Below are 24325 nucleotides of genomic sequence, written 5' to 3'. Positions count from 1 at the left end.
GGTGTATTGCGGAAGCGAAAGCTGAATCGGTAGCAAAAACGCGGCTCAGAACGCGATCGGGTACGGCGCGAGCTCGCCGCTTTCGTAGCGTTGCGGCAGGTTCGGCGTCGCGTTTTCCCAGACGAGCAGCATCGATCGCTTCGTCGAGTAGCCCTGGTGCCGGATGTCGGCCGGCATCGCGCAGATGTCGCCCGCGCGCATCGTGATGCGTGCGCGCGGCGCGCCGGTGTTCTTGTCGCCGATGTCCCACACGATTTCGTCGGACAGTTGCAGGAACCATTCGACGCGGTCGTTGCCATGGAACACCGGCAGGATGAATTCCTCGGTGGTCGGGCAGAACAGGCTGCGCCCGCACACCGACGTGACCGACGGATTCCACGTGACGTCCGAGCGCGACAGGTACTTGAACAGGTTGAACGCGTGCAGTTCGCCCTCGAAGCCCGGTTCGACGTGCACCTCCGGCTCGTCCTGCACGACGTCGAGGAACGCACGGTTGACCGGCAGCGCGTCGCGCAGCGGCGAGTCGCCTTCGAGGCCCGGCATGCGGCGCGTCGCGATACGCGTGCGCTCGATCGCCGAGCCGTTTTCGCCGTGCTTGCGCCCGAATGCGGTGCCCGTTTCCTCCGGCGCCGCGAACGGGTCGAAGCCTTCGTTGGTCCAGTCGTGCAGCATTGCCTTGAAGGTCGCCATGATCGTCGGCGTTTCGAAGGTCTCGGTGTAATCGACACCGGCGTCCTTCAGGATGCCGTTGAAGGTGCCTGCATACATGTCTACCTTGCCGTAGTGATTGCGCGTGCCGAACACGTGATCGAAATTCACCCAGCCGTAGAAGAAGCCCCACGCCACGTCGCGCATCATCGCGCGCAGGAATGCGTCCGCTGGCATCGCATGCGTACGCGTCTGGCCTTTCGCGGGCCAGCTGATCTTCACGAAGTATTCGTCGCGCTGGAACCCGAATTCGCCGAGCTGGAAGCGGCGGTAGCCGGTGACGGAATCGGCTTCGGTCGATCGCACCAGATCGGCGGCAAAGCCCGTGGACGGGTCGAGGGTTTCGAGGGTGGCCATTACGTGTCTCCTGGGATAGTCGAATGAGGTCGGAAGGTCAGTGCAGGCAGATCTCGGCCCACTTCTCGACCGACAGCTCGCCGAGGATGGTCTGCACGAGCGCGACGCCCGGCCGGCTCGCGGTAAAGCGATACGCACAGCCGGCCGGCAGCAGCGCCTGATGGCCCTGGCGCAATACGACGTACCCCATGTTCCGGCCGGCCGGTTGCGTGCCGGCGCTCACGGTGCCGCGACCCGATGCCGGCGGATTGTCGAGCTTGATGAATTCGATCCGGACTTCGCCGTCCATCTGGATCGCGAACTCGTCATGCGCGCAAGCGAACCACGGCGACTGGCCGTCGGTCCTCAACACTTCGATCACGTATTCGAGATTCTTGCCGGCGACGACCTTTTCGTAAGGGGCCGACTTCGACGCCACCTCGAAGACATTCGAGAAGGCGTAGTGCTGCGCGCTGCCGCTGGTGATTTCGATCTCGCCCTTCCGATAGCCATCGAGCGAACCGAAGACGGTGTGGAATGCCGTGCTGGTCATTGCTGTCTCCTGAGTTGAACCGCTTGTTGGATTCAACTCTAGGGGCAAGGGACAGCAGCAACAAGGCAACGGATGGCGATTACGGCATTTGCGTTTCGCGAATAATCCGCGCGGTTCAACGCACCCAGCCGCGCTCCAGCAGCGGGAGATCCCACGGGGATTCGTCGCCGATGTATTCGGCGAGGAATTCGACCAGGGCCTTCACCTTCAACGCCTGTCGCTGCGTTGCGGGATAGACGGCGGCAAAGCTCAGCGGCGCGAGCTGATAATCGGTGAGGATCGGCACCAGGCGGCCCGCGACGAGCGCTTCGCTCGCCACGAGCGTGGGCAAGCAGACGACACCGCCGCCCGTCAGCGCGTATTCGCGCAGCAGGTGAACGGAGTTCGAGCGAATCATGCCCGGCAGCTCCATTTCGACCACCTCGTCGCCGCGCGTCATCGTCCAGCGGTTGCGCGACGGGTAGCCCGAATACAGCGCTGTCGTGTGCTGCAGCAGATCGCGTGGATGTTGTGGCGCACCATGCGCGTCGACGTACGCGGGCGCCGCACAAAAGAGGCGCCGGACCGTGAACAGCCGTCGCTCGATCAGCGATTCGGAAATCGGCGGGAAGATCTGGAACGCGATGTCGAACCCTTCTTCGACAGGGTCCACGACACGGTCATTGACGATGATGTCGAGCTGGATGCCCGGGTAGCGCTGATTGAATGCGGCGAGCGGCGCGCCGAAGTGATCGAGCGCGAACCCGGGCAGTATCTGGATGCGCAGCCGCCCGGTCGGCGTCGCGCGAAGCTCGCGCATCTGGTCCGTCAGCTCGTTGACGCGCCCGACCACCTCCGCACACTCGCGATAGAACGCCTCGCCCACTTCGGACAGCCGCACGTGGCGCGTGCTGCGATGGAACAGCGGCGCGTTGACGAACTTCTCGAGTTGCTGGATGCGATTCGTCACGACTGAACTCGTCACCCCCAGTTGCCGCGCGGCCTCCGCGAAGCTGCTTGCCTCGGCCACTCTCACGAATGCTTCGATGCTCAGGAACCGGTCCATACCGCGCCCTTTTTCGACAGCGAAACAGGCAGTCTACCTGTGCGGGTATCGGGCTGTGTCATGCGAAAGGCGTCACAGTGTCGCCAAATCGATGTCAATTGCCGGGCGCACCGGTACCGGCGTTCGCCGGTACGCCCGCGCCGGTACGCCCGCGCCGGTACGCCCGCGCCGGTATGCCCGCGCCGGTATGCCCGCGCCGGTATGCCCGCGCCGGCATTACCGCGACTGCTCTCCGGCCACCAGTTCCGGCCGCACGACCGCGCGACGCTGCAGCACGGCCGGCGCGGTTTCCTTCAGCAACAGGCTGACCACGATTCCCAGCAGGACCGAGCCCATCGGCAGCCACAGAATGTTCTGGATGCCAAAGTGTGCGGCAACGTAGCCGCCCATCGCCGGCGCAATGCCGCCGCCGAAGATCTCGCCTACGCCGACCACCATGCCGATGGACGTCGACACGAGGCCGATGGGGGCGGCCTCGGTCGCCACCGGGCCGGACAGCAGCGACACCAGCCCGAGCGTGAAGAACGACGCGACGAACAGCACGCCGAACAGCGCGAGCGGCTGCGGGCCGAGGCCACGGAAGATGTAGAGCATCACGGCCGTGCCCACGAACCCGACGATGCTCGCGATGCGGCGGCCGACCAGGTCGGAAAGCCCCGGCAACCCGAACTGCCCGAGAAAACCGCCGAAGCCGATCGCCGAGACGACGAGGCCCATCTTCTGCGTGCCGAGCGACAGGTAATCGGTCAGGTACAGCGGCAGCAGCGCGCCGAGCACGAAGACGCCGGTCATCGCGCAGCACAGCGCGGCCATTGCCACGAGGATGTTGCGGCTCTTGAGCACATGCCCGAGCGACGCGGGCGCCGGTTCGGACGCGACCTCCTTCACGACCTTCGGCTCGCGGATCACGAAGAACATGATCGCGCCGAGAATCAGGCCGGGCACGGCCACGAGCGCAAAGACCCAGCGCCATGACACGAAGCCGAGCAACTGCGTGGCGATGATCGGCGACAGCGCAAGCCCGAACAGCGCAAAGCCGCTCTGCTGCAGGCCGAGGTTCAGCCCGCGCCGCCGCGGATGCGACGCATCGGCCGTCGCGGCGAAGCTCGTCGGGCAGAACGAACCCTCCGCGACGCCCATCAGCCCGCGAATCGCCATCAGGCCGAGCAGCCCGCCCGCGAGCCCCGAGAAACCGGACAACAGCGAGAACGCGACGATCGCCGGAATCAGCACCTTCCGGCGGCCGACCTTGTCGGAGATGCCGCCCATCAGCGCCGCAAAGATGCCCCACGACAGCCCGAGCACGCCGATGCAGTTGCCGACGTCCTGCGCGGTCAGGTTCAGGTCCTTCATGATCGACGGGAACAGCGGCGCGATGAGCCAGCGGTCGAGGCCGACCAGCCCGAAACCGAGCGCCAGCAGCGTCACCGCCTTCCACTCGTATGAGGTATCCCACTCGTTTGCTTTCATGTCCGTCTCCGTGGACGCCGGTTCGCCTGCGCGCGCCGGAGCGCCTGCGCATGGGTCAGGTCCGATGATTTTTGTGTGCGACGTGAATCGCGAGGAAGTGCCGGCCGCCTTTCGGATTCGACGAATCAAATTCACTCGACCGACGCCACCACGATAGGTGCACGGCCGCGAATCGGGTATGGAACAACCGGCGAACGCGCCATTCGCGAAACGCAAATAATCGGCAGGGGTAGGCTGGAACGGACGGCGGGACAGCGTGGAGCGGGTGCACGCAACGTGGACGTCGTGCCCACTCGCGTGTTACGGGGGAATCCCTCATAGACATCGACGCATCGGCGCTCTGCTTCGCGAGCAGGGACGATGCAGCCGGTTCGACCGGCGCAACGGCATCGACGGTTTCTACGTACCCCGAACAACCTGCCGGCTGGCCCCCGGCGGCACCCCCGTCACGCGCTTGAACGCGCGACTGAACGCAGCTTGCGACGCATAGCCGAGCTTCAGCGCCACCGTCTCGATCGGCAGCCGGTCGTGGTTCAACCACTGGCTGGCCACGCGCATTCGCAACTCCGTCGCATAACGCAACGGCGGCGTGCCGATCGTCGCCTGGAAACGCTCCGCGAACACGGAGCGCGAGATATGGCACTCGGCGGCCAGTTCGGACACGCTCCAGACCCGATCGGGCTGCCGATGCAGCGCCAGGATCGCCCGCGCCAGCCGGGGGTCGCGCAATGCAGCCACCAGGCCGGATGCGTTGTCGCAGCCGCATTCGACCCAGCCGCGCACAAGCATGGCCGCCACCACGTCGGCGAGGCGCGCGAGGACGCCGGCGAAGCCGATGCGCCCTGAGCAGATTTCGCGCTTCATCGACGCGAGGATCGGCATGAGCCCCGGATAGCGCTTCCCCTTCGCATCGACCACCATCACGCCCGGCATCAACCGGCCGAGCGCCTGCATGCCGCCGAGATCGAACGCCATGCAGCCGGTGAAGAGGATCGCACCGGGCGTCATGCTCTTGCTGGGACACGCGTTCACGGCGCTCACCGTGTCGCCCAGCGGAGCGGCGTCGAACGTGTCGATATCGCGGACCGGCTGATCGGTGCCGGACAGGAGCTGGTGCGCGTCGCCGCGCGGCAGGAACAGCGCGTTGCCGGCCGACAGTTCGTGCAGCGTGCCGTCTTCGGTGCGCAGTACCGCGGAGCCGACCGCGAGAAAGTGGAAGTACGCGTGCCCGGGCCGCGTATCGAAGCCCAGGCCAAACGCCGGCCCGGCCTCGATGCGGCGGTACTGGACGCCACGCAGGCGCATGCCGGTCAGCAGCTCGCTGATCAGGTCGGACGACAGCGCGAACGGGTCCGGCAAGGTCATCTTCGGGGTTTCAGGTAAAAATTCAAGGCTTTCTATCATAGATCATCCTGACCATCCCACCTAGACTCGCTCTGAAATCAACTTTCCGAGGAATGTCTTGTCATGAGCGAATGTGTTTCCAGCGCCGTACCCGGCGACGACGGTCGTCGCAGCGCGGCCGTGACCGAGCCCGCATGGACGGCTGTGTTCTCGCTGGCGATGGGCGTGTTCGGGCTGCTGACCGCGGAGTATCTGCCGGCCAGCCTGCTGACGCCGATGGCGACCGGATTGCACGTATCGGAAGCGCTGGCCGGCCAGGCGGTCACGGTCACGGCCGTGGTCGCGCTGTTCGCCGGCTTGCTGGTGCCGGGCCTGACGCGCAGGCTCGACCGGCGGACGGTGCTGCTCGGTTTCAGCACGCTGATGATCGCGTCCAACCTGCTGGTGGCGCTGTCTTCCAGCCTCGCGATGCTGCTGGCGATGCGGATCCTGCTGGGCATCGCGCTCGGCGGCTTCTGGAGCATGGCCGCGGCCGTCGCGATGCGCCTGGTGCCGCCGGCGCTGCTGCCGCGTGCGCTGTCGATCGTCTTCAGCGGCATTGCCGTCGGCACGGTCGTCGCCGTGCCGCTGGGCAGCTATCTCGGCGGGCTGTTCGGGTGGCGCAGCGCGTTCATCGCAGCGGCGGCGGTCGGCGCGACGACGCTGCTGTTCCAGTGGTTCACGCTGCCGCGGATGGCGCCGCGCGGCACCGTGCGGCTGAACACGGTGCTGCAGTTGCTGCTGCGCCCGGGCGTCGCGATTGGCATGTTCGGTTGCGTACTCGCGCACACGGGCCATTTCGCGTTGTTCACGTATATCCGGCCGTTCCTGGAAAGCACGGCGGGTGTCGGCCCGGACGGGCTCGCGCTGATGCTGCTCGGGTTCGGCATCGCGAATTTCGCCGGCACGCTGATCACCGGATTCCTGATGGAACGCAGCCTGCGCGGCACGCTGGCGCTGATGCCCTGCCTCGTCGGCATCGCGGCATTCGCGCTGGTGATGCTGCCGGCATCCGTCGCCGGACATGCACTGCTGGTCGCGTTCTGGGGGATGGCGTTCGGCGGCGTGCCGGTCGCGTGGTCGAACTGGGTGACGCGCGCGGTGCCCGATCAGGCGGAAAGCGCCGGCGGAATGGTCGTCGCATCGGTGCAATCGTCGATTGCGGCGGGCGCGGCCGCGGGCGGGGCGATGTTCAGCTTCAGCGGCATCACCGGCGTGTTCGTCGCAGGCGGGATCGTGATGCTGCTTGCGGCACTGTTGATCGTTCTGCGTGTCGGCGTGCCGGCCGCGCAATCCGGCGCAGTGCCGACACTGCATGTTTGACCGGCGGGCGGCCGCGCGTACCGATCCGGCGCGTGCCGCCCGTCACCGGAGCTGGCGCGCCCCGATCCGAATGCACTTACCGCGACTCGCCCCGCGCAACGTAGCTGTCGCCCCAGTCTTTCATCGCGTCGAGCACGGGCGCGAGGGTTCGCCCCACGTCCGTCAACGAATATTCCACTCGGGGCGGGACCTCCGCGAATACCGCCCGGGAAACGATGCCGTGCGCTTCAAGCTCCCGAAGCTGCAACGTCAGCGATCGTTGCGTGACGCCGCCGATGGCCGTGCGAAGCGCGCCGAATCGCTTCGTACCACTGAGCAGATAATAGATGATCAACGGCTTCCACTTTCCGCCGATGACGTCGACCGTTGCCGCTACCGTACAACGGTATGCGTTCGTATTGGGTTTCTCCATCGGCCAATAGTATAAAAATTTACCCTATATATCAAACTCGTACTTACTTGCCATCGATATCCCTGCAACGCAGAATTTTTCCGGGCGGCGGTCAAGACCGCACGGCATGCCCCAGTTGCAGGAAACCCATCGGAGCAAGACAGATGAAAGCAGTGTTCTACGAGCGTCAGGGTGCCGCCCGGGATGTCCTGATCGTCGGCGAATTGCCGACGCAGGCGCCCGGGCCGAACGAAGTACGCGTCCGCGTCCATGTCTCCGGACTGAATCCGACCGACATGAAAGCGCGTGCCGGGTTCTCCTCCGCGATGCCCTTCCCGCGCATCACGCCTCACCAGGACGGCGCAGGCATCGTCGATGCGGTCGGCCCCGGCGTATCGCCGGACCGGCTCGGCGAGCGGGTCTGGATCTACGAGGCGCAATTCGGCCGCGCCGCCGGCACGGCGGCCGAATACGTCGTCGTTCCGTCAAGCCATGCGGTTCGCCTGCCGGGCCATGTGTCGTTCGACGTGGGCGCGTCACTCGGCATTCCCGCATTGACGGCGCATCGTTGCCTGTTCGCCGACGGCAGCCTGGCTGGGCGACCGGTACTGGTTCACGGCGGCGCGGGCGTCGTCGGCACCGCCGCGATTCTGCTGGCGAAATGGGCGGGCGCGTGGGTTGCGACATCGGTCAGGAACGCCGAACAGGCTGCCGTCGCACGAGCGAACGGCGCGGATCTGGTCATCGACCGGCACGCCGCGGATGGCGCACGCGTCATTCTCGATGCAACCGGCGGGCACGGGGTCGACCGTATCGTCGACGTCGACCTGAAATCCAACCTCGACCTTGATCTTGCCTGCTTGTCGCAAGGCGGCGTGATCAGCGCCTATGCAACGGCCGGTGCAACGGACGCGCTGCCGGTTCCGCTGCTGAAGGCCATGATGCACGGCTGCGTACTGCGTTTCGTCTATATCTATCACGTGCCCGGCGAAGCCAAGCAGGCTGCCATCCGCGACATCGACGCATGCGTCGCAGCGGGCGCCTACTCGCCCCGAATCGGCATGAAGGTGCCACTGACCCAGGTGATCGATGCACACGAAGCGCTGGAATCGGGCCAGGTCATCGGCAAGGTGCTGGTGCACAACTGATTCGGCTTCGATCGGCCATCGCCGGCGCTCGTCGACACGTGCGTCAAGTCGTTCGCATGGCCTGCTCGACGAGCCCGCGCCGTCGCCGTCGGGCCCACCGGTGCCGGGTCATCTCCCACCGCCCGTCGCCGCTCGCGCATCCCGCCCCCGTCCCTTCCTGCCGGACAGCGCCACCAGCGCATTCCGGTCGGCCTCCAGCTGAATCCGCATGTGCTGGAGAAACACCCGCGCGTTCTCCGACATCGGCGTGCCCGGACGAAACACCAGCACGCCCGTAAACGCGACATCGACGTCGAACGGCCTGACGACCAGCCCGCGCGGCACGAAATCGAGCGCCACGAGCGGGTGCGCGAACCCCACGCCCACGCCGGCCAGCGCGAGTTCGCACACGGTATGCGAGTAAGGCGTTTCCACCAGCGGTTTCAACACGACGCCGAGCCCGCGCAACTGCGTTTCGAGCCGCAATCGCGTGCTGTCCTCCGGGTTCAGCGCGATGAAGGGCGCCTGCGACAGATCCTCGGCCTTGATCACGCTTTTGGCGGCGAGCGGGTGACGCGCACTCATCACGGCCACGCCCGGCATGCTGACGAACGACGAGTGCTCCAGCCCGGCCATCGACATCTCGTCGGACATCAACCCGAAATCCACCTGCCCGGCCGACACCTTCTCGTGAACCTCGCGCGAGCTCATCACCTGCAGCGAAATCTGCACGTCGCGCGCCGCCGCATCGAACGACGCGATCACGCGCGGCAGGAACCCGGTGCCGAGCGCGGGCAGCGACGCGATCGCGAGCCGCCCCAATCCGTACGAACGCAGGCTGCGGATCCGGTGTTCGATCACCTCGAAACCGAGAAAGTAGCGGTCCACGTCGCGCATCAGCGCGACGGCCTCCTGCGTCGGCACGAGACGGCTGCGCACGCGCTCGAACAGCCGGAACCCGGCCATGCTCTCCAGCCGCCGGATCGACTGGCTCACCGCCGGCTGCGAAATCTCCAGCACGCCGGCCGCCTTGCTGGTACTGCCGGCGTTCATCACGGCCCGGAACACCTCGATATCGCGCACGCCCACCTATAACCTCGGCTTATCAACCTAATTATTTCCGATGTTGCTGCAAACCGGCGCGAAAGTAAAACTTCACGTCATCCAGTTTCCAGTCACGGAGTACCGACCCGCATCATGACCACCACCCCGCCGCTCCCCCCGCAACCGTTCCGCAGCCTGTCGCCGGCGGTCATGCGCGCCTCGACCGTCGTGTTCGACTCGCTCGACGATTTCGCCCGCCGCAAGGAACGCCAGCCCGACGGCTACAGCTACGGCATCACCGGCACGCCGACGGCGCGCGAACTGGAGCGCCGCATCGCCGCGCTCGAAGGCGGCGCGCACTGCGTGCTCGCGCCGTCCGGGCAGGCCGCGCTGATGACGTCCGTCATGGGCTTCGTGCGCGGCGGCGATCACCTGCTCGTGTCGGCCGCGTGCTACGGCGCGCTCAAGACCTTCGCGCAGAAATGGCTCGCGCTGTTCGACGTGGAAGTCGAACTGTACGAACCGGCGATCGGCGCCGAGATCGAGCGGTACGTGAAACCGAACACGCGGATGATCTGCATGGAATCGCCGGGCACGGTGACGATGGAAGTGCCGGACCTTCCCGCGATCGTCGAAGTCGCGCGCCGCCATCGCGTCATGACGATGATGGACAACACGTGGGCCAGCCCGCTCGCGTTCCGTCCGCTCGAACACGGCGTGGACCTGAGCGTCGAAGCGGCCACGAAGCTGTTCGGCGGTCACTCCGACCTGCTGCTCGGCACGATCAGCATGAACGACTTCGGCCACTACGAGACGTTGCGCGAGACGCAGAGCATCCTGGGCCAGCAGGCCAGCCCGGACGACTGTTTCCTCGTGCTGCGCGGCCTCGAAACCCTCAAGGTGCGCTTCGATGCGCAAAGCGCGGCGGCACTGCGCGTCGCGCAAGCGCTCGAATCCCATCCGGCCGTTCGCAAGGTGCTGTTTCCGGCGTTGCCGTCCGACGCGGGCCATGCGATCTGGAAGCGCGATTTCTCCGGCAACGGCTGCCTGTTCTCGTTGATGCTCGAACCCGCACCGGAAGCCGCGTTCACCGCGTTCTTCGATGCGCTGCGCCACTTCGCGATCGGCGCGAGCTGGGGCGGCGTCCATAGCCTCGCCGCGTACTACCCGGCGCCGCTGCAGGCACAGCGCCCGTTCCCGCTGACCGACCAGCCGATCGTCCGCCTGTCGATCGGGCTCGAATCCCCCGATCTGCTGATCGACGATCTGTGCACCGGCCTCGCCGCGTTCACCGACGTCAGGAACGGCGACGCATAACGCGACGGTCATGCGCGACCAACCGACACCCAAGGAGACACCATGAAAAACCAGACCACACGCGCGTTGGCCAGATGCCTGGTCACGCTCGGCATCACGGGCGCGCTGGCGTTGTCCAGCGTCCAGGCCGGCGCTGCCGACCTGCTCGCGGCCGCGCGCACCAGCGGCACGCTGCGTGTCGCGAACACGCAGAGCAGCCCGCCGTGGAGCCTGCTGGACGATCGCAACCAGCCGGCCGGCTATGACGTCGAAGTCGCGCGCGAAGTCGGCAAGCGCATCGGCGTGAAGCAGGTCGTGTTCATCGCCGATGCGTACAAGAACTTCGTCGAGGGGCTCAAGGCCGGCAAGTACGATCTCGTGATGAACGACCTGACGCCCACTACCGAGCGCAGCAAGCAGGTCGATTTCGCGAAGCCGTACGGCGTCGAGGATTTCCGCATCTTCGTGCGCACCGACAACACGGACATCCACGGGCAGGCCGACCTCAAGGGCAAGCGCGTCGGCGTCACCACCGGCTCGTCGAACGAGGCATGGGCACGCGCGCACCTGAAGGATTCCGACATCCGCGCATACGACAACGGCGGGCTCGTGTTCAACGATCTCGGCAGCGGGCGGCTCGACGCCGTCATCATCTCCCACTTCGGCGGGATGAAATACGCGAACGTGAATCACCTGCCGGTCAAGGAAGTCGGCGAGCCGCTGATCTATCAGCTTTCCGCGCCGGCGCTCGTGAAGGGACAACCGGCGCTCCTCGCCGCCGTCGACAAGGCAATCGACGACATGGCCGCCGACGGCACGCTCGAACGGCTCGCGAAGCGCTGGGTCGGCCCGACTTACGACATGGTCGGCAACATCGCCAAGGCGAAAGCGCAGAAGGAGTAACGCATGTTCGATCTCTTCGTGCGGTCGCTGCCGCTGCTCGAAAGCGCGGTGACGATGACCGTGTTCCTCGGCCTCGCGTCGTTCGCGCTCGGGTCGGCGCTGGGGCTCGCCGTCGCACTCGCGCGGGTGTCGTCGATCCGGTTCCTGCGCGGCGTCGCGTTCGCGTACGTGTCGATCTTTCGCGGCACGCCGCTGCTGGTGCAGATCCTGCTGATCTACTTCGGCCTGCCGCGCTACGGCATCACGCTCGACCCGGTGCCCGCCGCCCTGCTGGCGCTCACGCTCTTTTCCGCGGCGTACCTCAGCGAGAACTTCCGCGCCGGGATCAATGCGGTCGATCGCGGCCAGTGGGAGGCCGCGCATTCGCTCGGCATGAACTACTGGAAGATGATGTGGCGCGTGATCCTGCCGCAAGGGCTGCGCATCGCGATTCCGCCCGTCGGCAGCCGGATGATCGCGCTGATCAAGGACACGTCGCTGGCGTCCACGATCACCGTCGTCGAACTCACGCGCGTGGCCGACCAGGTCGGCGCATCCACTTTCCGCTACCTCGAGATGTTCCTGATGGTCGGCCTGATCTACTGGGTCATCAACCAGGTGCTGACGATCGTCCAGACGATTTTCGAAGGCCGGGTGTCGCGGCGCTTTCAATGAAGACCACCATGCATACCATCGTCGTTCAGGGGCTGACCAAGTCGTTCGGGGACAACGCCGTGCTGCGGGGCGTCGACTTCCGCGTCGCGCGCGGGGAAGTCGTCGTGCTGATGGGGCCGTCCGGTTCCGGCAAGACCACGCTGTTGCGTTCGCTGAATTTTCTGGAACTGCCCGATGCGGGCACGGTGTCGGTGTGCGGCATCGAAATCGCGCGCACCGGCGGCGCCGCGCTGTCGCGCGACGAGCAGAAACGCATCAAGGCCATTCGCCAGCGCACGGCGATGGTGTTCCAGTCGTTCAACCTGTTTCCTCATCGCACCGCGCTGGAAAACGTCATCGAGGGGCTCGTGAGCGTCAAGGGCGTGAGGAAGGGCGAGGCGGCCGAGCGCGGCCTGCACCTGCTCGATCGCGTGGGCCTCGCACACAAGGCCGGCGAATATCCCGCGCGGCTGTCCGGTGGCCAGAAGCAGCGCGTGGCCATCGCACGCGGCCTCGCGATGGACCCGGAAGTCATCCTGTTCGACGAACCGACTTCCGCGCTCGATCCGGCCTTGCGGGAAGACGTGCTCGCGGTCATGCGGGAACTCGCGGGCAACGGGATGACGATGCTCGTCGTCACCCACGAAGTGCGCTTCGCGCAGGACGTCGCCGATCGCGTGGTGTTCATGGAGAACGGCGTGGTGGTCGAAGACACGACGCCCGATACGTTCTTCACGGCCAGCACCCACCCGCGCGTACGTCAGTTCCTCAATCTCATCGAGACCTGACGCGCACCCGACCGGCCACCGGCCGGTCGTTCCTTTCATTCACTTCATTAGTTTTGCGAAACATATCGAACCAAGGAGATGCTCATGAACCGCCGGCAGTTCTTCCCCGTGCTTGCCGTGCCGCTCGCCGGCGCTTTTCCCGAGATCGTGCAGGCGGCGAAGTCGAAAGACCGCGTGATCGTGATCGGCAGCGGCGTGATGGGCGCGTCGATCGCGTATCACCTCGCGGCGCGCGGCGCGGAGGTCGCGCTCATCGAGAAGGACGCGCCGGCGTCCGGCACGACGCGCAACTCGTTCGCGTGGATCAACGCGAACAACAAGACGCCCTACTCGTACTACGCGCTGAACTACGAAGGCATCCTCGGATGGCGCCGCCTTCAGCTTGAAATCGGCCCGTCGCTGCAGATTCAGTGGGGCGGCGGCATCGCGTGGTGCGGCCCCGACCCGCAGCAGATCGACACGCTCCACTACACGACCGCGCGGCATCAGCCGTGGGGCTATCCGATCCGCAACATCACGCGTGACGACCTCGAACGGCTGGTGCCCGGCGTGCGCGCCGGCGACTTCGGCGCGGGCTGGCATTCGACCCTCGACGGGACGCTCGACCCCGTCGCCGCCACGCTGGCGCTGGTCCAGGCCGGCATCCGGGCCGGTGTCACGCTGACGAAGGCCAACGTCGCGACGATCGATTTCAAGGGCGATCGCGCGATCGGTGTCACGACGGACAAGGGGCCGTTCTTCGCGGACCACGTCGTGATCGCGGCCGGCAACGACTCCACGCGGCTCGGCGCACAGGCGGGCATCCCCGTTCCGCTCCGCACGTCGAAAGGCATCCTGGCCCACAGCAAGCCGATGCCGCCGCTCGTGCATCAGGTGCTGATGCCGGCTGGCCTCGACATCAAGCAGAATCCCGACGGGCGCATCGTGGCGGGGTCGAACTTCGGCGACACCGGCGCGCTGGCGCCGACGCCCGAACTCGGCGCGCAGCTGCTCGAACGCGTGACCGGCGTGCTGCCGCAGACCCGCGGGATCGAACTCGACACCATGACGCTCGGCTATCGCGTCATGCCCCGCGACGAGTATCCGATCATGGGCCGCGGCCGCCAGTACCGGAATGTCCACGTTGCCGCGATGCACAGCGGGATGACGTCCGCGCCGGCCATCGGCCAGCTGTTCGCGATCGAAGTGCTCGACGGCATCGAAACGGCGCAGCTTCAGGACTTCCGCCCGCAACGCTTCTACGCGTGAGCCCGCCACCCGCCGGTTTGCCCGGCCGTGCCGGCACCCGCCCGTGCACGGCCCAGCCCATGGAGAAACAAATTCCTCCATTCCACATTCAAATAAAACGTTATTCCATATCAAGCTGAATCGCCAGCCAACTTTGGATCCTTTTTCCCGCCTGTCCCCCGTATCATTTCTCTCATTACGCAATGAGCAAGAGACGGACATGAGCGACACCACCACGCTGCACTACCTCGACTACGCCGCCACGACGCCCGCCGATCCGCGCGTGATCGAAGCGATGACGGCCTGCCTCGGCTTCGACGGCATCTTCGGCAACCCCGCATCGAGCTCGCACGCCGCCGGCCGGCTGGCGAAAGACAAGGTCGAGCACGCACGTGCGCAAGTCGCCGCGCTGATCGGCGCGGATGCCGACGAGATCGTCTGGACGTCGGGCGCCACCGAATCGAACAACCTCGCGTTGAAGGGCTATGCCGAGAACGCGACCGACAAGCGCCACCTGATCACGAGCCGCATCGAGCACAAGGCCATCCTCGACACGATGGCGAACCTGTCGAAGCACGGCACGCAAGTCACTTTCCTGACGCCCACGCGCGACGGCGAAATCACCGCCGACGCCGTGGCGGCCGCGATCGGCCCCGATACGGGCCTCGTGTCGCTGATGCTCGTGAACAACGAGATCGGCACGCTGACCGATATCGGCGCCATTTCCCGCATCGTGCACGCCGCCGGCGCCCTGCTCCACGTCGACGCCGCACAGGCACTCGGCAAGACCCCGATCGACGTGCGCGCGCTCGGCATCGACATGATGTCGATGTCGGCCCACAAGGTTTACGGCCCCAAGGGTATCGGCGCGCTGTTCGTCCGCCGCGAGATCGCCGATCGCATCGCACCGCAGATTCACGGCGGCGGTCATGAGCGCGGGTTGCGCTCGGGCACGCTCGCGACGCATCAGATCGTCGGCATGGGCGTCGCGTGCGAACTCGCCGCTGAAAAGCTCGACGCCGAAGCCGCGCGGATCGCCGCGCTCGGCGCACGCCTGACCGGCGCGCTGTTCGCGCTCGGCGACGTCACGCAGAACGCTGCCGCCGCGCGCCGCATCCCGCACACGCTGAGCCTGACGGTGAACGCACCGGGCTTCTTCCCGTTCATGCTTGGCGAAGCGCTCGCCGTGTCGTCGACTTCCGCGTGCAACTCGACCAGCGGCGCACCGTCGCACGTGCTGACCGCGATCGGCCTCGATACGGAAACGGCCGGCCGCACCGTGCGCATTAGCTTCGGCCGCTTCACGACGGAGCAGGACGTCGACTTCGCGATCGCGTGTTTCCGCCAGGCGATCGAGCAATGCCGCGCGACCGCCGCGAACGGGTTCTCCGCGTCGCGCCAGATCACGCCGGCCGACCTGAAGGCGATCCGCAATGCCGGCTTCCGCTCGGTCATCTGCAACCGGCCCGACGGCGAAGGCGTCGATCAGCCGGCCTTCGACGAGATTGCCGCCGCAGCCCGCGAACTGGGCCTCGAAGCACGCTACCTGCCGGTCGAGCGCGACCACATCGGCGACGCGGAAGTCGACGCGTTCGGCGCACTGGTCGACACGCTGCAGAAGCCGGTGCTCGCGTATTGCGGAAGCGGCAATCGGGCCGGCATGCTGTGGAATCGTTTGTGCGCCCGGCGCACGGCCCCGGTCTCGGCCTGAACCCGCACACCATCGCGTAACGCGAAGATGCCGCGCTCGGGCGGCGATCGGGCAAGGCCAACGGTGAGTTCCGGCACAATGGTTGTCCTGTCCGTCACCCCAGACACGAATGCCCTGCCCGTCACATTTCCGCGCGTGGAAGCGCGCCGACACTGACGCACCTTCCGCCGGCAGCCCGTGCAAGAAGCAGCGTGCCGGCCGGGCCACCGCGCTGCCGCTTGCAGCGAGCATCGCCGCGTGCGACGCCACGCCGGTACCTGACCGGCTCTCGGACGCCGACGCGACCTACGCGATGCAGGAGCGGTTCGGCCTCGGCGGCGTCATGGTATTTCTCGGGTCCTGCATCGGCGCCAAAAACCCGACTTACCCGGGCCAGGCGGCCTGCACCGTTGCAATCCGCTCGAACGGCCACGGGTCGGAGACGCAGGCCGATTTCCACTGGAACGGTAAGAAATGGGTGGCCGAGCCCACCGAGTCGCGGGACCTCCTGCCCTATCCCGATCCCCAGCTCGCCGGGTTAGTAAAGTAAGCGCGGCGTGCATGGTCAGCATTCCCCGCACGACAGCCGCTACTTCGGATACTCCAGTTGCAGCGCGACCCAACCTGATGTCGCGTCGCCGTAGCGTGCCGCGATGTCTCCGAGCACACCGGGAAGCACCGATTCGCCATGGCGGCCGGCCGGCATCGCCACGTGCTCGTGCCGGTCATTCGCCGGCTGCGCCAGCAAGCGCAGCCCGTGCCTCGACTCGATCACGCGCGCGTCTGCCGTCGCGACGACGTCACTGCGCCAGGTCCGCGCCCACGCATCGGCGGTCAACGCAACGGGAAGCTCGTCGAACCCGTTTTCGACCGGAAGTTCGAACGTCTCGTGCCGCCAGAACGCGAGGCGGTTCATCAACGCCATCGCCACCGCACGCGTGGTCAACGCGTATCGGCTACCGGCGTGAACGTCGCTCCATGCCTGCGCGCCGACGCTCTGCGCCGTCTCGCGTGCCGCTGCCGGCCCGACCAGCGCATTCACCAACGCCAGCGAAGCGGGAATCGACGCCGACACGCCGGTCGTCGTCATGACGTTACCGTCCATCACATAGCGGCGATCATCAACCCACGTCGTATCGGTAAAGCGGCGACGCAGTCGTTCGCGCGAATACCAGTGGGACGTCGCCGTGCGATGCCGCAGCAAGCCCGCGTTCGCGAGGACTTCGGCACCATCGCAGATCGCCACCATCGTCGCGCCGGCAGCCGCCTGCTTGCGCAGCCAGGCCAGCACCGCCGGCCGGTCGGCACGATGCATCGCAGGCACGATCACGACATCCGCCCCCGCGGGAACCGTGGCGTCAAACCGGTCGAACGCGGTGTCTGCCAGCATGCGCAGCGCGGGCATCAGCTCGACCTCGCCCTCGTCGGCCGACACGGCGACCACGTCGACCGCACCGGACGCCTTCAGAATCGCGTACGGAACGATGAAATCGGTTGTTTCAGTTCCGGCGTTGTCTGCAACGATTGCAACGAGCGGCCGCGTGCGGCCCGACTTTGGCACACTCATCGTCAACGCTTGCGCGACTGGAGGCGTGTCCTCTGCCAGTGCCTGCACCGGCCGCCCCGATCCCCAAGCGCCCAGCAGCCCGCACACGAACAACACTGCCCCGCCTGTCTTCCGTACCCGCATCGTCCCCTCGCATCAGTCGATTGCACGTCCGGAAAATTACAAGGATCATGCTTGCGATCACAAGGACAACTCCACCGCACTTTCCGCCATGTCCCAGTCAACCTGCCCGGCACGCGACATCGTTGTCGTCGGCTTCGAAGGCGTCCAGTCGCTCGATATCACGGGCCCGATGGAAGTGTTCGCGGTCGCGAACCGTTACCTGTCCGACCATGCCGTGCCGTACCGCCTCACACTCGCGACGCAACACGGAAATGACCTCGTCACGCACGCGGGCCTGCGCCTCGCCGGCACGGCCGCGCTCGCGGCACTGCCGGGGCGGATCGACACGATCATCGTTGCCGGCGGCAATGAAGCGGCGCTGCGACACGCCGCGTCGGAAGCCGGCGTGCTGCCGTGGTTGCGCACGCGGATCGCGGACACGCGCCGAATCGCGAGCATCTGCACGGGCGCGTTCGTGCTCGCCGCGGGCGGATGGCTGGACGGCAAGCGCGCGACCACGCACTGGAACCAGTGCGCGACGCTACAGGCGCGCTGCCCCGATGCGCGGATCGAACCGGACGCGATCTACGTGAGCGATCCGCCGTTCCATACATCGGCCGGCGTGACGGCCGGCATCGATCTGTGCCTCGCACTCGTCGAGGCAGACTGCGGTGCACCGACCGCACTTGCGGTCGCACGCGAACTCGTGCTGTTCATGCACCGTCCCGGCGGACAGGCGCAGTTCAGCGTCGGGCTCGACCTCCAGGCCGGTGCGACACCCCGCATGCGCGCGCTGCTCACCGACATCGCAGACAATCCGGCCGGCGACCTCGGCGTCACTGCACTGGCCGCCCGCATGCACATGAGCGAACGGACGTTTGCGCGCAATTTCCTCAGGGAGACCGGACTGTCGCCTGCGCAGTACGTGCTTGCAGCGCGCGTCGAGCGCGCGAAGGCACTGCTGGAGCGGGCCGACTGGCCGCTTGAACGGATCGCGGAACGTTCGGGATTCGGCAGCGTGGACGCGTTGCAGCGTGCCTTCGCGAAACGCGTCGGCGCCACGCCGCGCGACTATCGCGCGCGCTTCGGACCTCGAAGCGACAAGCGGAAGACGGAATAGGCCGCCCCGATTCATCCCGCGTTCAGGATGAAATGCGGGCGGACTTGCCCTGAAACAGGGCACGCCTCCGGATTTTCACTACGTTGCCGAAATCTGATAGAGCCGGGAGATTTGATTTCATACCGTTCACGCATCGGAATGGAAAGCGATGGCCGTTCGAGCACGGCATCGCGTGCCGCCGACGAATCCCAGGAGCGGGTCGCGGCATGAGGCCCGGGCGGCGATGACGGTCCTGCCACGCAGGACATTCGTGACGGAGCGACTATGGATGCAAAATTCCAGCCTGATTCAGGCACCGACAGTGACGTGAGCCTGCTGCACAAGATGGGCTATGCGCAGGAACTGTCGAGACGTATGAGCGGTTTCTCGAACTTCGCCGTGTCGTTTTCGGTGATCTGCATCCTGTCGGGCGGCATTACCGCGTTCCAGCTCGCGTTTTCCGCCGCCGGCGGCGCATCGATCGGCCTCGGCTGGCCGCTGGGCTCGCTGTTTGCGCTGATCGTCGCCGTGTCGATGTCGCAAATCGCGTCCGCGTTTCCGACGGCCGGCGGCCTCTATCACTGGGGCGCGATCCTCGGCGGGAAGAAATGGGGGTGGATGACCGCGTGGCTCAACCTGATCGGCCTGATCTTCGTGATCGCCGCGATCAATTTCGGCACCTACGATCCGTTCTTCAAGACGCTGATCGCACCGATGTTCGGCGTCAGTCCGGACAGCCTGACGTGGTGGCATCAAACCGCGTTCATCGCGGTCATCACGATCTCGCAGGCGATCCTGAACGCGCGCGGCATCAAGATCGCGAGCAAGATCACCGACCTGTCGGGCTACCTGATCTTCGTCGTGACGATCGCGCTGGTGGTGTCGCTGCTCTACTACTCGCCCGTCGCGTTCGACGCGCACCGGCTGGTCACCTTCACCAACTTCACCGGCGTCGACGGCGGCGCATGGCCGAAGCAGACGACCCCGCTCGCGTTCCTGTCCGGCCTGCTGCTGGTGACCTACACGATCACCGGCTTCGACGCGTCCGCGCATACGTCGGAAGAGACGCACGACGCCGCCAGGAACGTGCCGCGCGGCATCATCGGGTCGGTGTTCTGGTCCGCGGTGTTCGGCTACGTGATGGTGTGCGCGTTCGTACTGGTGATGCCCGACCTGACTGCCAGCATGAAGCAGGGCACCGGCTTCTTCGAAGCGATCCTCGCGCCGATTCCGAAGACGCTGCGGGTGACCCTCGAAATCGCGATGTTCTTCATCAACTACGTGTGCGGGCTCGCGGCGATCATGTCGACGTCGCGGATGATGTATGCATTCGCACGCGACGGCGGGCTGCCGGCGTCGAAGCTGCTGCGCAGCGTGAACCCGGCCCACCGGACACCCGGGCCCGCAATCTGGACGTGTGCGGTGCTCGCGATCGTCGTCACGCTGTATGGCGATGCGTTCTCGGTACTGAGCGCCGGCAGCGCGGTGTTCCTGTTCATCTCGTACGCGATGCCGATCGGCTCCGGGATGCTGGCCGAAGGCCGCTCGTGGACCGACAAGGGCCCGTTCCGGCTGGGGATCTGGTCGAAGCCGTGCGCGCTGCTCGCACTGGTCGGCGCCTGTGTGCTCGCGTATGTCGGCATCCAGCCGCCGAACGAAAAGGTGCTGTACGTGCTGGTCGGCTTCGTCGTGGTGCTGATGGTGATCTGGTACGGCTTCGGCGTGCGCAACACGTTCGCGGGGCCTCCGGTGCTGAAGGACACGCGCAATCTCGACCGCATCCGCGAACTCGAGGCGAACGTCGATCCGTCCGTCTGAAGCGTCTCCAGGCAAACTCAAAAACCGACTCGCCGGCACGATGCCGCGAGTCGGTTTTTTTATGTCGACGGGTAACGACGGGATTCAACCGCCCTGCGACGGTCGACCCTCGCGTCTGTCAGCCGTAGACCGGGAACCGCCTGGTCAGCTCGGCGACCTGCCCACGCACACGTTCGAGCGTCGCCGCATCTTCCGGGGCTTCGAGCACGTCCGCGATCAGGTTGCCGACGATCTCCGCCTCCTTCACCCCGAAGCCACGCGTCGTCATCGCCGGCGAACCGAGGCGCACGCCGCTCGTCACGAACGGCTTTTCCGGATCGTTCGGGATCGCGTTCTTGTTCACCGTGATGTGTGCCGCGCCCAGCGCCGCTTCCGCTGCCTTGCCCGTGATGTGCTTCGCACGCAGGTCCACCAGCATCACGTGGCTTTCCGTACGGCCCGACACGATCCGCAGGCCGCGCTTCACCAGCGTTTCAGCCAGCACGCGTGCGTTCTCGACCACCTTCTCCTGGTACGACTTGAACTCCGGCGACAGCGCTTCCTTGAACGCCACCGCCTTCGCCGCGATCACGTGCATCAGCGGGCCGCCCTGGATCCCCGGGAAGATCGCCGAGTTGATCGGCTTCTCGTACTCCGCCTTCATCAGGATCACGCCGCCGCGCGGGCCGCGCAGGCTCTTGTGCGTCGTCGTCGTCACGAAGTCCGCGTGCGGCACCGGGTTCGGGTACACGCCCGCTGCGATCAGGCCCGCGTAGTGCGCCATGTCCACCATCAGGTACGCGCCCACCGACTTCGCGATCTTCGCCAGACGCTCGAAATCGATCTTCAGCGAGAACGCCGACGCGCCCGCGACGATCAGCTTCGGCTTGTGTTCCTGCGCCATCTGCTCGGCGGCGTCGTAATCGATGTCTTCGTTCTCGTTCAGGCCGTAGCTCACCACGTTGAACCACTTGCCCGACATGTTCACCGGCGAGCCGTGCGTCAGGTGACCACCGTGCGCGAGGCTCATCCCCATGATCGTGTCGCCCGGCTTCAGCATCGCGAAGAACACGCCCTGGTTCGCCTGCGAACCCGAGTTCGGCTGCACGTTCGCCGCTTCCGCGCCGAACAGCTGCTTCACGCGGTCGATCGCCAGTTGCTCGACGACGTCGACGTACTCGCAGCCGCCGTAGTAGCGCTTGCCCGGATACCCTTCCGCGTACTTGTTCGTGAGCTGCGAGCCCTGTGCGGCCATCACGGCCGGGCTCGTGTAGTTTTCCGACGCGATCAGCTCGATGTGATCTTCCTGGCGGCGGTTTTCCTGCTCGATCGCTGCAAAGATTTCGGGATCGACGTTGGCAACGGTGCTGGTGGTGCGATTGAACATGATGATGGACCCAATGAGAGTGATTGACTGACCGCGGGATGCCGGCTGCAGGGTGATTCGGCCTTCGCATTCCAGCAGACGCGCCACCGTTCAGATAGAAGGATTGCGACAATCCGCTAGGACGCACCCCGCGCCGTGCGGACAAAAAAAATCGAAGGTTCGCATCGCTGCGGAACCTTCGACGAGACGGGCCGATCATGCGGCAAGCGTGACGCCCGCCGTTCGGCTTCTTGCGAACCGCCGCGTTCAGACGGCGGAAAAACAGTTGTCGACGAACAGGTGGGTGCCGTTGACGAAACTCGATTCGTCGGACGCGAGGAACAACGCGGCCGCCGCGACCTCCGACGGCTCGCACAACCGGCCCTGCTGAACCGCGATCGCCGCTTCGGTCGCATCGACGCCCATCGCCTGCAGGTCCTTCAGTTCGCGCATCCCGTGCGGGGTGCGGATGAACCCGGGGGCCAGCGCGTTGCACCGGATCCCGCGGTCGCGGTACTCGACCGCGATCGCCCGCGCGAACATGTGGCACGCGCCCTTGGTCGCGTCGTACAGCACTTCGCCCGGCGTCGCGCATACCGCCGAGATCGACGACGTACAGACGATGCTGCCGCGCCCTTTCTCCAGCATCTGCGGCAGCACGGCCTTCGTCATCAGGAACATGCTCTTGACGTTCACGCCCATCAACCAGTCCCATTCGGATTCCTCGATGTCGAGGAACGGTTTGACGATCAGCGTGCCTGCATGATTGAACAGGATGTCCGCGTTGCCGTACTGCTTGCGCGCTGCATCGACCGCCTTCTGGACCTCCGCCTGCTTCGACACGTCGGCGCCGAGGCCGATCGCCTGCAGGCCCGCATCGCGCAACCGCGCGGCGAGCGTTTCGGCCGCATCGCCGTCGCGGTCGACGATCGCCACCTTCGCGCCCTGCGCGGCGAACAGTTCGGACGCCGCGCCGCCGCATCCGCCGGCGCCGCCGCTGACGATGGCGACCTTGCCGGCCAGGCGGCCGTCAATCTTGACATTCATGTGTCGTTCTCCAGTCTGGTTCGTTCGGTATGCTCAGCTGAACAGGGATCGAAGGTGATCGTTGAGGAAGCAGCCTTCGGGGTCCACGCTGCGGCGCAGCGCGCGAAACGCTTCGGCTTTGGGGAACCAGCGATCGACGTCTTCGCGGTTCGTGAAATGCAGCTTGCCCCAGTGCGGACGCGCGTCGTAGTCGCGCAGGATGTCGTCGACGTCCTTCAGGAACGGCCAGTAGTCGACGCCGTTCGGGCCGCCCGAGCATGAAATGGTCACGCTGTCCTGCCGATGGAACGGGCTGATCCAGGCCGGATCGCCCTTCGTGAAGCGGTATTCGACCGGGAAGATGCAGTCGCGGTGTTTCGTGAGGATGAGGTCGCGCACGCGGCGCAGCGCTTCCTTGCCATGTTGCGCGGGCACCGCGTACTCGAGTTCGTGGAAGTTCGGCACGTAGTGGATCGCGTACACCTCCGAGCTGTAGGCGATCTTCTCGTGCTCGCCTTCATGGAACGTGCGTTCGTCGGTGACATCCATCACCTTGATCTCGCACACGTCGTAGTCCTTCTTCGAGTTCGACACCTTCGTGGTGTCGGGCAGACAGTACAGGTCGCGGCTTGCGGGCGTCGGGCACCAGAAGAAGCCGAAATGCCGGTGCGTCGCCGCCAGCGCGTCGTACTGCTCCATCAACGCTTCGAAGTCCTCGCGCCACACGCGGTCGTGCAGCCAGAACGCATCGGTCACCTGCAGCGTCATCTCCGACACCACGCCGAACATGCCGATATTCACCTGCGTCGCATGAAGCAGATCGAGGTCCTTCCCGTCGCTCACTTCCATGATCGAGCCGTCCGGGCGCACGATGCGCATCCCGACGACCTGCGACGACAGGTTGCTCAGCGTCGTCCCCGTGCCGTGCGTGCCGGTGGCGAGCGCACCGGCGATCGCCTGCGAATCGATGTCGCCCTGGTTGACGAGCGACAGGCCGGCCTCCTTGAGATGGCGCGTCACCGCATTCAGCTTGGTGCCGGCCTTCACCGTCACGCGCTTGCGCGCCTGATCGACATCGACGATGCCCTGGTAATCCTGCAGCGACAGCAGCAAGCCGCTCGTGGCCACGACAGGCGTGAACGAGTGGCCCGACCCCGAGCAGCGCACCTGCTTGCCCTGGCGCGTCGCGGTGCGCACCAGCTCCGCAATCTCGGCCTCGCTGGTCGGCGATGCCAGGTGCGCGGCCACGCACGACTGGTTGCCGACCCAGTTTCTCCAGAATCCGCCACGGGGAAGTTCCATCGACGTCGCTCCAGCGTTGGTTTTGTGCCAAAGGTAGGGCGTCGACAGGTTTTTCACTATCGGATTTCGGCAAGCAAGGGTATTTACGAGCATGTGCCGGTTGCGGCCTTTTTGACCGGCCGGGCGAGCGGCTACAATGAATCGATCCG

At 66.0% G+C, this 24325-nt stretch carries 22 protein-coding genes; 11 read left to right on the top strand and 11 right to left on the bottom strand.

The window, feature by feature from the left end:
• Nucleotides 1–45 precede the first annotated feature (45 nt).
• From OHZ10_RS20855 to OHZ10_RS20835, 5 genes are all read right to left on the bottom strand, one after another.
• Nucleotides 46–1065 (bottom strand): hydroxyquinol 1,2-dioxygenase, encoded by a 1020-nt coding sequence (locus tag OHZ10_RS20855; RefSeq protein WP_342705686.1) that lies wholly within the window; start codon nucleotides 1063–1065, stop codon nucleotides 46–48.
• 37 nt (nucleotides 1066–1102) lie between these two features.
• Nucleotides 1103–1597, bottom strand: coding sequence for a hydroxyquinol 1,2-dioxygenase (locus OHZ10_RS20850; RefSeq protein WP_342705685.1), 495 nt, complete (start codon nucleotides 1595–1597; stop codon nucleotides 1103–1105).
• Nucleotides 1598–1712: 115 nt separating this feature from the next.
• Entirely contained in the window at nucleotides 1713–2642 is a 930-nt protein-coding gene (locus OHZ10_RS20845; protein WP_059237737.1) for a LysR family transcriptional regulator, read from the bottom strand.
• A gap of 216 nt (nucleotides 2643–2858) precedes the next feature.
• Nucleotides 2859–4112 (bottom strand): MFS transporter, encoded by a 1254-nt coding sequence (locus OHZ10_RS20840; RefSeq protein WP_059237738.1) that lies wholly within the window; start codon nucleotides 4110–4112, stop codon nucleotides 2859–2861.
• Between the two features lie 399 nt (nucleotides 4113–4511).
• A complete protein-coding gene (locus OHZ10_RS20835; RefSeq protein WP_342705684.1) occupies nucleotides 4512–5477 on the bottom strand; it encodes an AraC family transcriptional regulator in 966 nt (321 codons plus the stop codon).
• A gap of 102 nt (nucleotides 5478–5579) precedes the next feature.
• Between OHZ10_RS20835 and OHZ10_RS20830 the strand changes: the two genes are divergently transcribed.
• Complete coding sequence (locus OHZ10_RS20830; protein ID WP_340625378.1) at nucleotides 5580–6818, top strand: MFS transporter; 1239 nt, start codon at nucleotides 5580–5582, stop codon at nucleotides 6816–6818.
• 76 nt (nucleotides 6819–6894) lie between these two features.
• On the opposite strand, the gene OHZ10_RS20825 is transcribed toward OHZ10_RS20830, so the two are convergent.
• The gene (locus OHZ10_RS20825) at nucleotides 6895–7230 is read right to left on the bottom strand and encodes a winged helix-turn-helix transcriptional regulator (protein ID WP_059237741.1); all 336 of its coding nucleotides are present in this window, start codon (nucleotides 7228–7230) and stop codon (nucleotides 6895–6897) included.
• Nucleotides 7231–7373: 143 nt separating this feature from the next.
• On the opposite strand from OHZ10_RS20825, the gene OHZ10_RS20820 reads away from it, so the two are divergent.
• Nucleotides 7374–8357, top strand: coding sequence for an NADPH:quinone reductase (locus tag OHZ10_RS20820; protein ID WP_342705682.1), 984 nt, complete (start codon nucleotides 7374–7376; stop codon nucleotides 8355–8357).
• Between the two features lie 108 nt (nucleotides 8358–8465).
• On the opposite strand, the gene OHZ10_RS20815 is transcribed toward OHZ10_RS20820, so the two are convergent.
• On the bottom strand, nucleotides 8466–9425 hold the full coding sequence (locus OHZ10_RS20815; protein ID WP_059237743.1) for a LysR substrate-binding domain-containing protein: 960 nt from the start codon (nucleotides 9423–9425) through the stop codon (nucleotides 8466–8468).
• A gap of 108 nt (nucleotides 9426–9533) precedes the next feature.
• Here OHZ10_RS20815 and metC point away from each other — a divergent pair, with 108 nt between their 5' ends.
• From metC to OHZ10_RS20780, 7 genes are all read left to right on the top strand, one after another.
• A complete protein-coding gene (gene metC, locus OHZ10_RS20810; RefSeq protein WP_342705681.1) occupies nucleotides 9534–10697 on the top strand; it encodes a cystathionine beta-lyase in 1164 nt (387 codons plus the stop codon).
• 42 nt (nucleotides 10698–10739) lie between these two features.
• On the top strand, nucleotides 10740–11579 hold the full coding sequence (locus OHZ10_RS20805) for an ABC transporter substrate-binding protein (RefSeq protein ID WP_174993344.1): 840 nt from the start codon (nucleotides 10740–10742) through the stop codon (nucleotides 11577–11579).
• Between the two features lie 3 nt (nucleotides 11580–11582).
• On the top strand, nucleotides 11583–12233 hold the full coding sequence (locus OHZ10_RS20800) for an amino acid ABC transporter permease (RefSeq protein WP_059237746.1): 651 nt from the start codon (nucleotides 11583–11585) through the stop codon (nucleotides 12231–12233).
• Between the two features lie 8 nt (nucleotides 12234–12241).
• The gene (locus tag OHZ10_RS20795) at nucleotides 12242–13000 is read left to right on the top strand and encodes an amino acid ABC transporter ATP-binding protein (RefSeq protein WP_059240829.1); all 759 of its coding nucleotides are present in this window, start codon (nucleotides 12242–12244) and stop codon (nucleotides 12998–13000) included.
• Between the two features lie 84 nt (nucleotides 13001–13084).
• Complete coding sequence (locus OHZ10_RS20790; protein WP_174993342.1) at nucleotides 13085–14248, top strand: NAD(P)/FAD-dependent oxidoreductase; 1164 nt, start codon at nucleotides 13085–13087, stop codon at nucleotides 14246–14248.
• 199 nt (nucleotides 14249–14447) lie between these two features.
• Nucleotides 14448–15938, top strand: coding sequence for an aminotransferase class V-fold PLP-dependent enzyme (locus OHZ10_RS20785; protein WP_059237748.1), 1491 nt, complete (start codon nucleotides 14448–14450; stop codon nucleotides 15936–15938).
• A 109-nt stretch (nucleotides 15939–16047) separates the two neighbouring features.
• The gene (locus OHZ10_RS20780; RefSeq protein ID WP_342705680.1) at nucleotides 16048–16467 is read left to right on the top strand and encodes a hypothetical protein; all 420 of its coding nucleotides are present in this window, start codon (nucleotides 16048–16050) and stop codon (nucleotides 16465–16467) included.
• Nucleotides 16468–16506: 39 nt separating this feature from the next.
• Here the strand turns inward: OHZ10_RS20780 and OHZ10_RS20775 are convergent, their stop codons facing one another.
• Nucleotides 16507–17607, bottom strand: coding sequence for a DJ-1/PfpI family protein (locus OHZ10_RS20775; protein WP_342705679.1), 1101 nt, complete (start codon nucleotides 17605–17607; stop codon nucleotides 16507–16509).
• Between the two features lie 88 nt (nucleotides 17608–17695).
• Here OHZ10_RS20775 and OHZ10_RS20770 point away from each other — a divergent pair, with 88 nt between their 5' ends.
• Complete coding sequence (locus tag OHZ10_RS20770) at nucleotides 17696–18706, top strand: GlxA family transcriptional regulator (protein WP_059237751.1); 1011 nt, start codon at nucleotides 17696–17698, stop codon at nucleotides 18704–18706.
• 264 nt (nucleotides 18707–18970) lie between these two features.
• Nucleotides 18971–20503, top strand: coding sequence for an amino acid permease (locus OHZ10_RS20765; RefSeq protein ID WP_059237752.1), 1533 nt, complete (start codon nucleotides 18971–18973; stop codon nucleotides 20501–20503).
• Between the two features lie 118 nt (nucleotides 20504–20621).
• On the opposite strand, the gene glyA is transcribed toward OHZ10_RS20765, so the two are convergent.
• The 3 genes from glyA to OHZ10_RS20750 form a co-directional block, all read right to left on the bottom strand.
• Entirely contained in the window at nucleotides 20622–21869 is a 1248-nt protein-coding gene (gene glyA, locus OHZ10_RS20760; protein ID WP_342705678.1) for a serine hydroxymethyltransferase, read from the bottom strand.
• A 246-nt stretch (nucleotides 21870–22115) separates the two neighbouring features.
• On the bottom strand, nucleotides 22116–22895 hold the full coding sequence (locus tag OHZ10_RS20755; RefSeq protein ID WP_059237754.1) for an SDR family NAD(P)-dependent oxidoreductase: 780 nt from the start codon (nucleotides 22893–22895) through the stop codon (nucleotides 22116–22118).
• Between the two features lie 33 nt (nucleotides 22896–22928).
• A complete protein-coding gene (locus OHZ10_RS20750) occupies nucleotides 22929–24176 on the bottom strand; it encodes a D-arabinono-1,4-lactone oxidase (RefSeq protein WP_174993336.1) in 1248 nt (415 codons plus the stop codon).
• Nucleotides 24177–24325: the final 149 nt, after the last annotated feature.

Source organism: Burkholderia arboris, from assembly GCF_038723655.1.
GTDB lineage: Bacteria > Pseudomonadota > Gammaproteobacteria > Burkholderiales > Burkholderiaceae > Burkholderia > Burkholderia arboris.
Note: the sequence above shows the minus strand (reverse complement) of the source record. Positions and strands in the feature narration are given on the sequence as shown.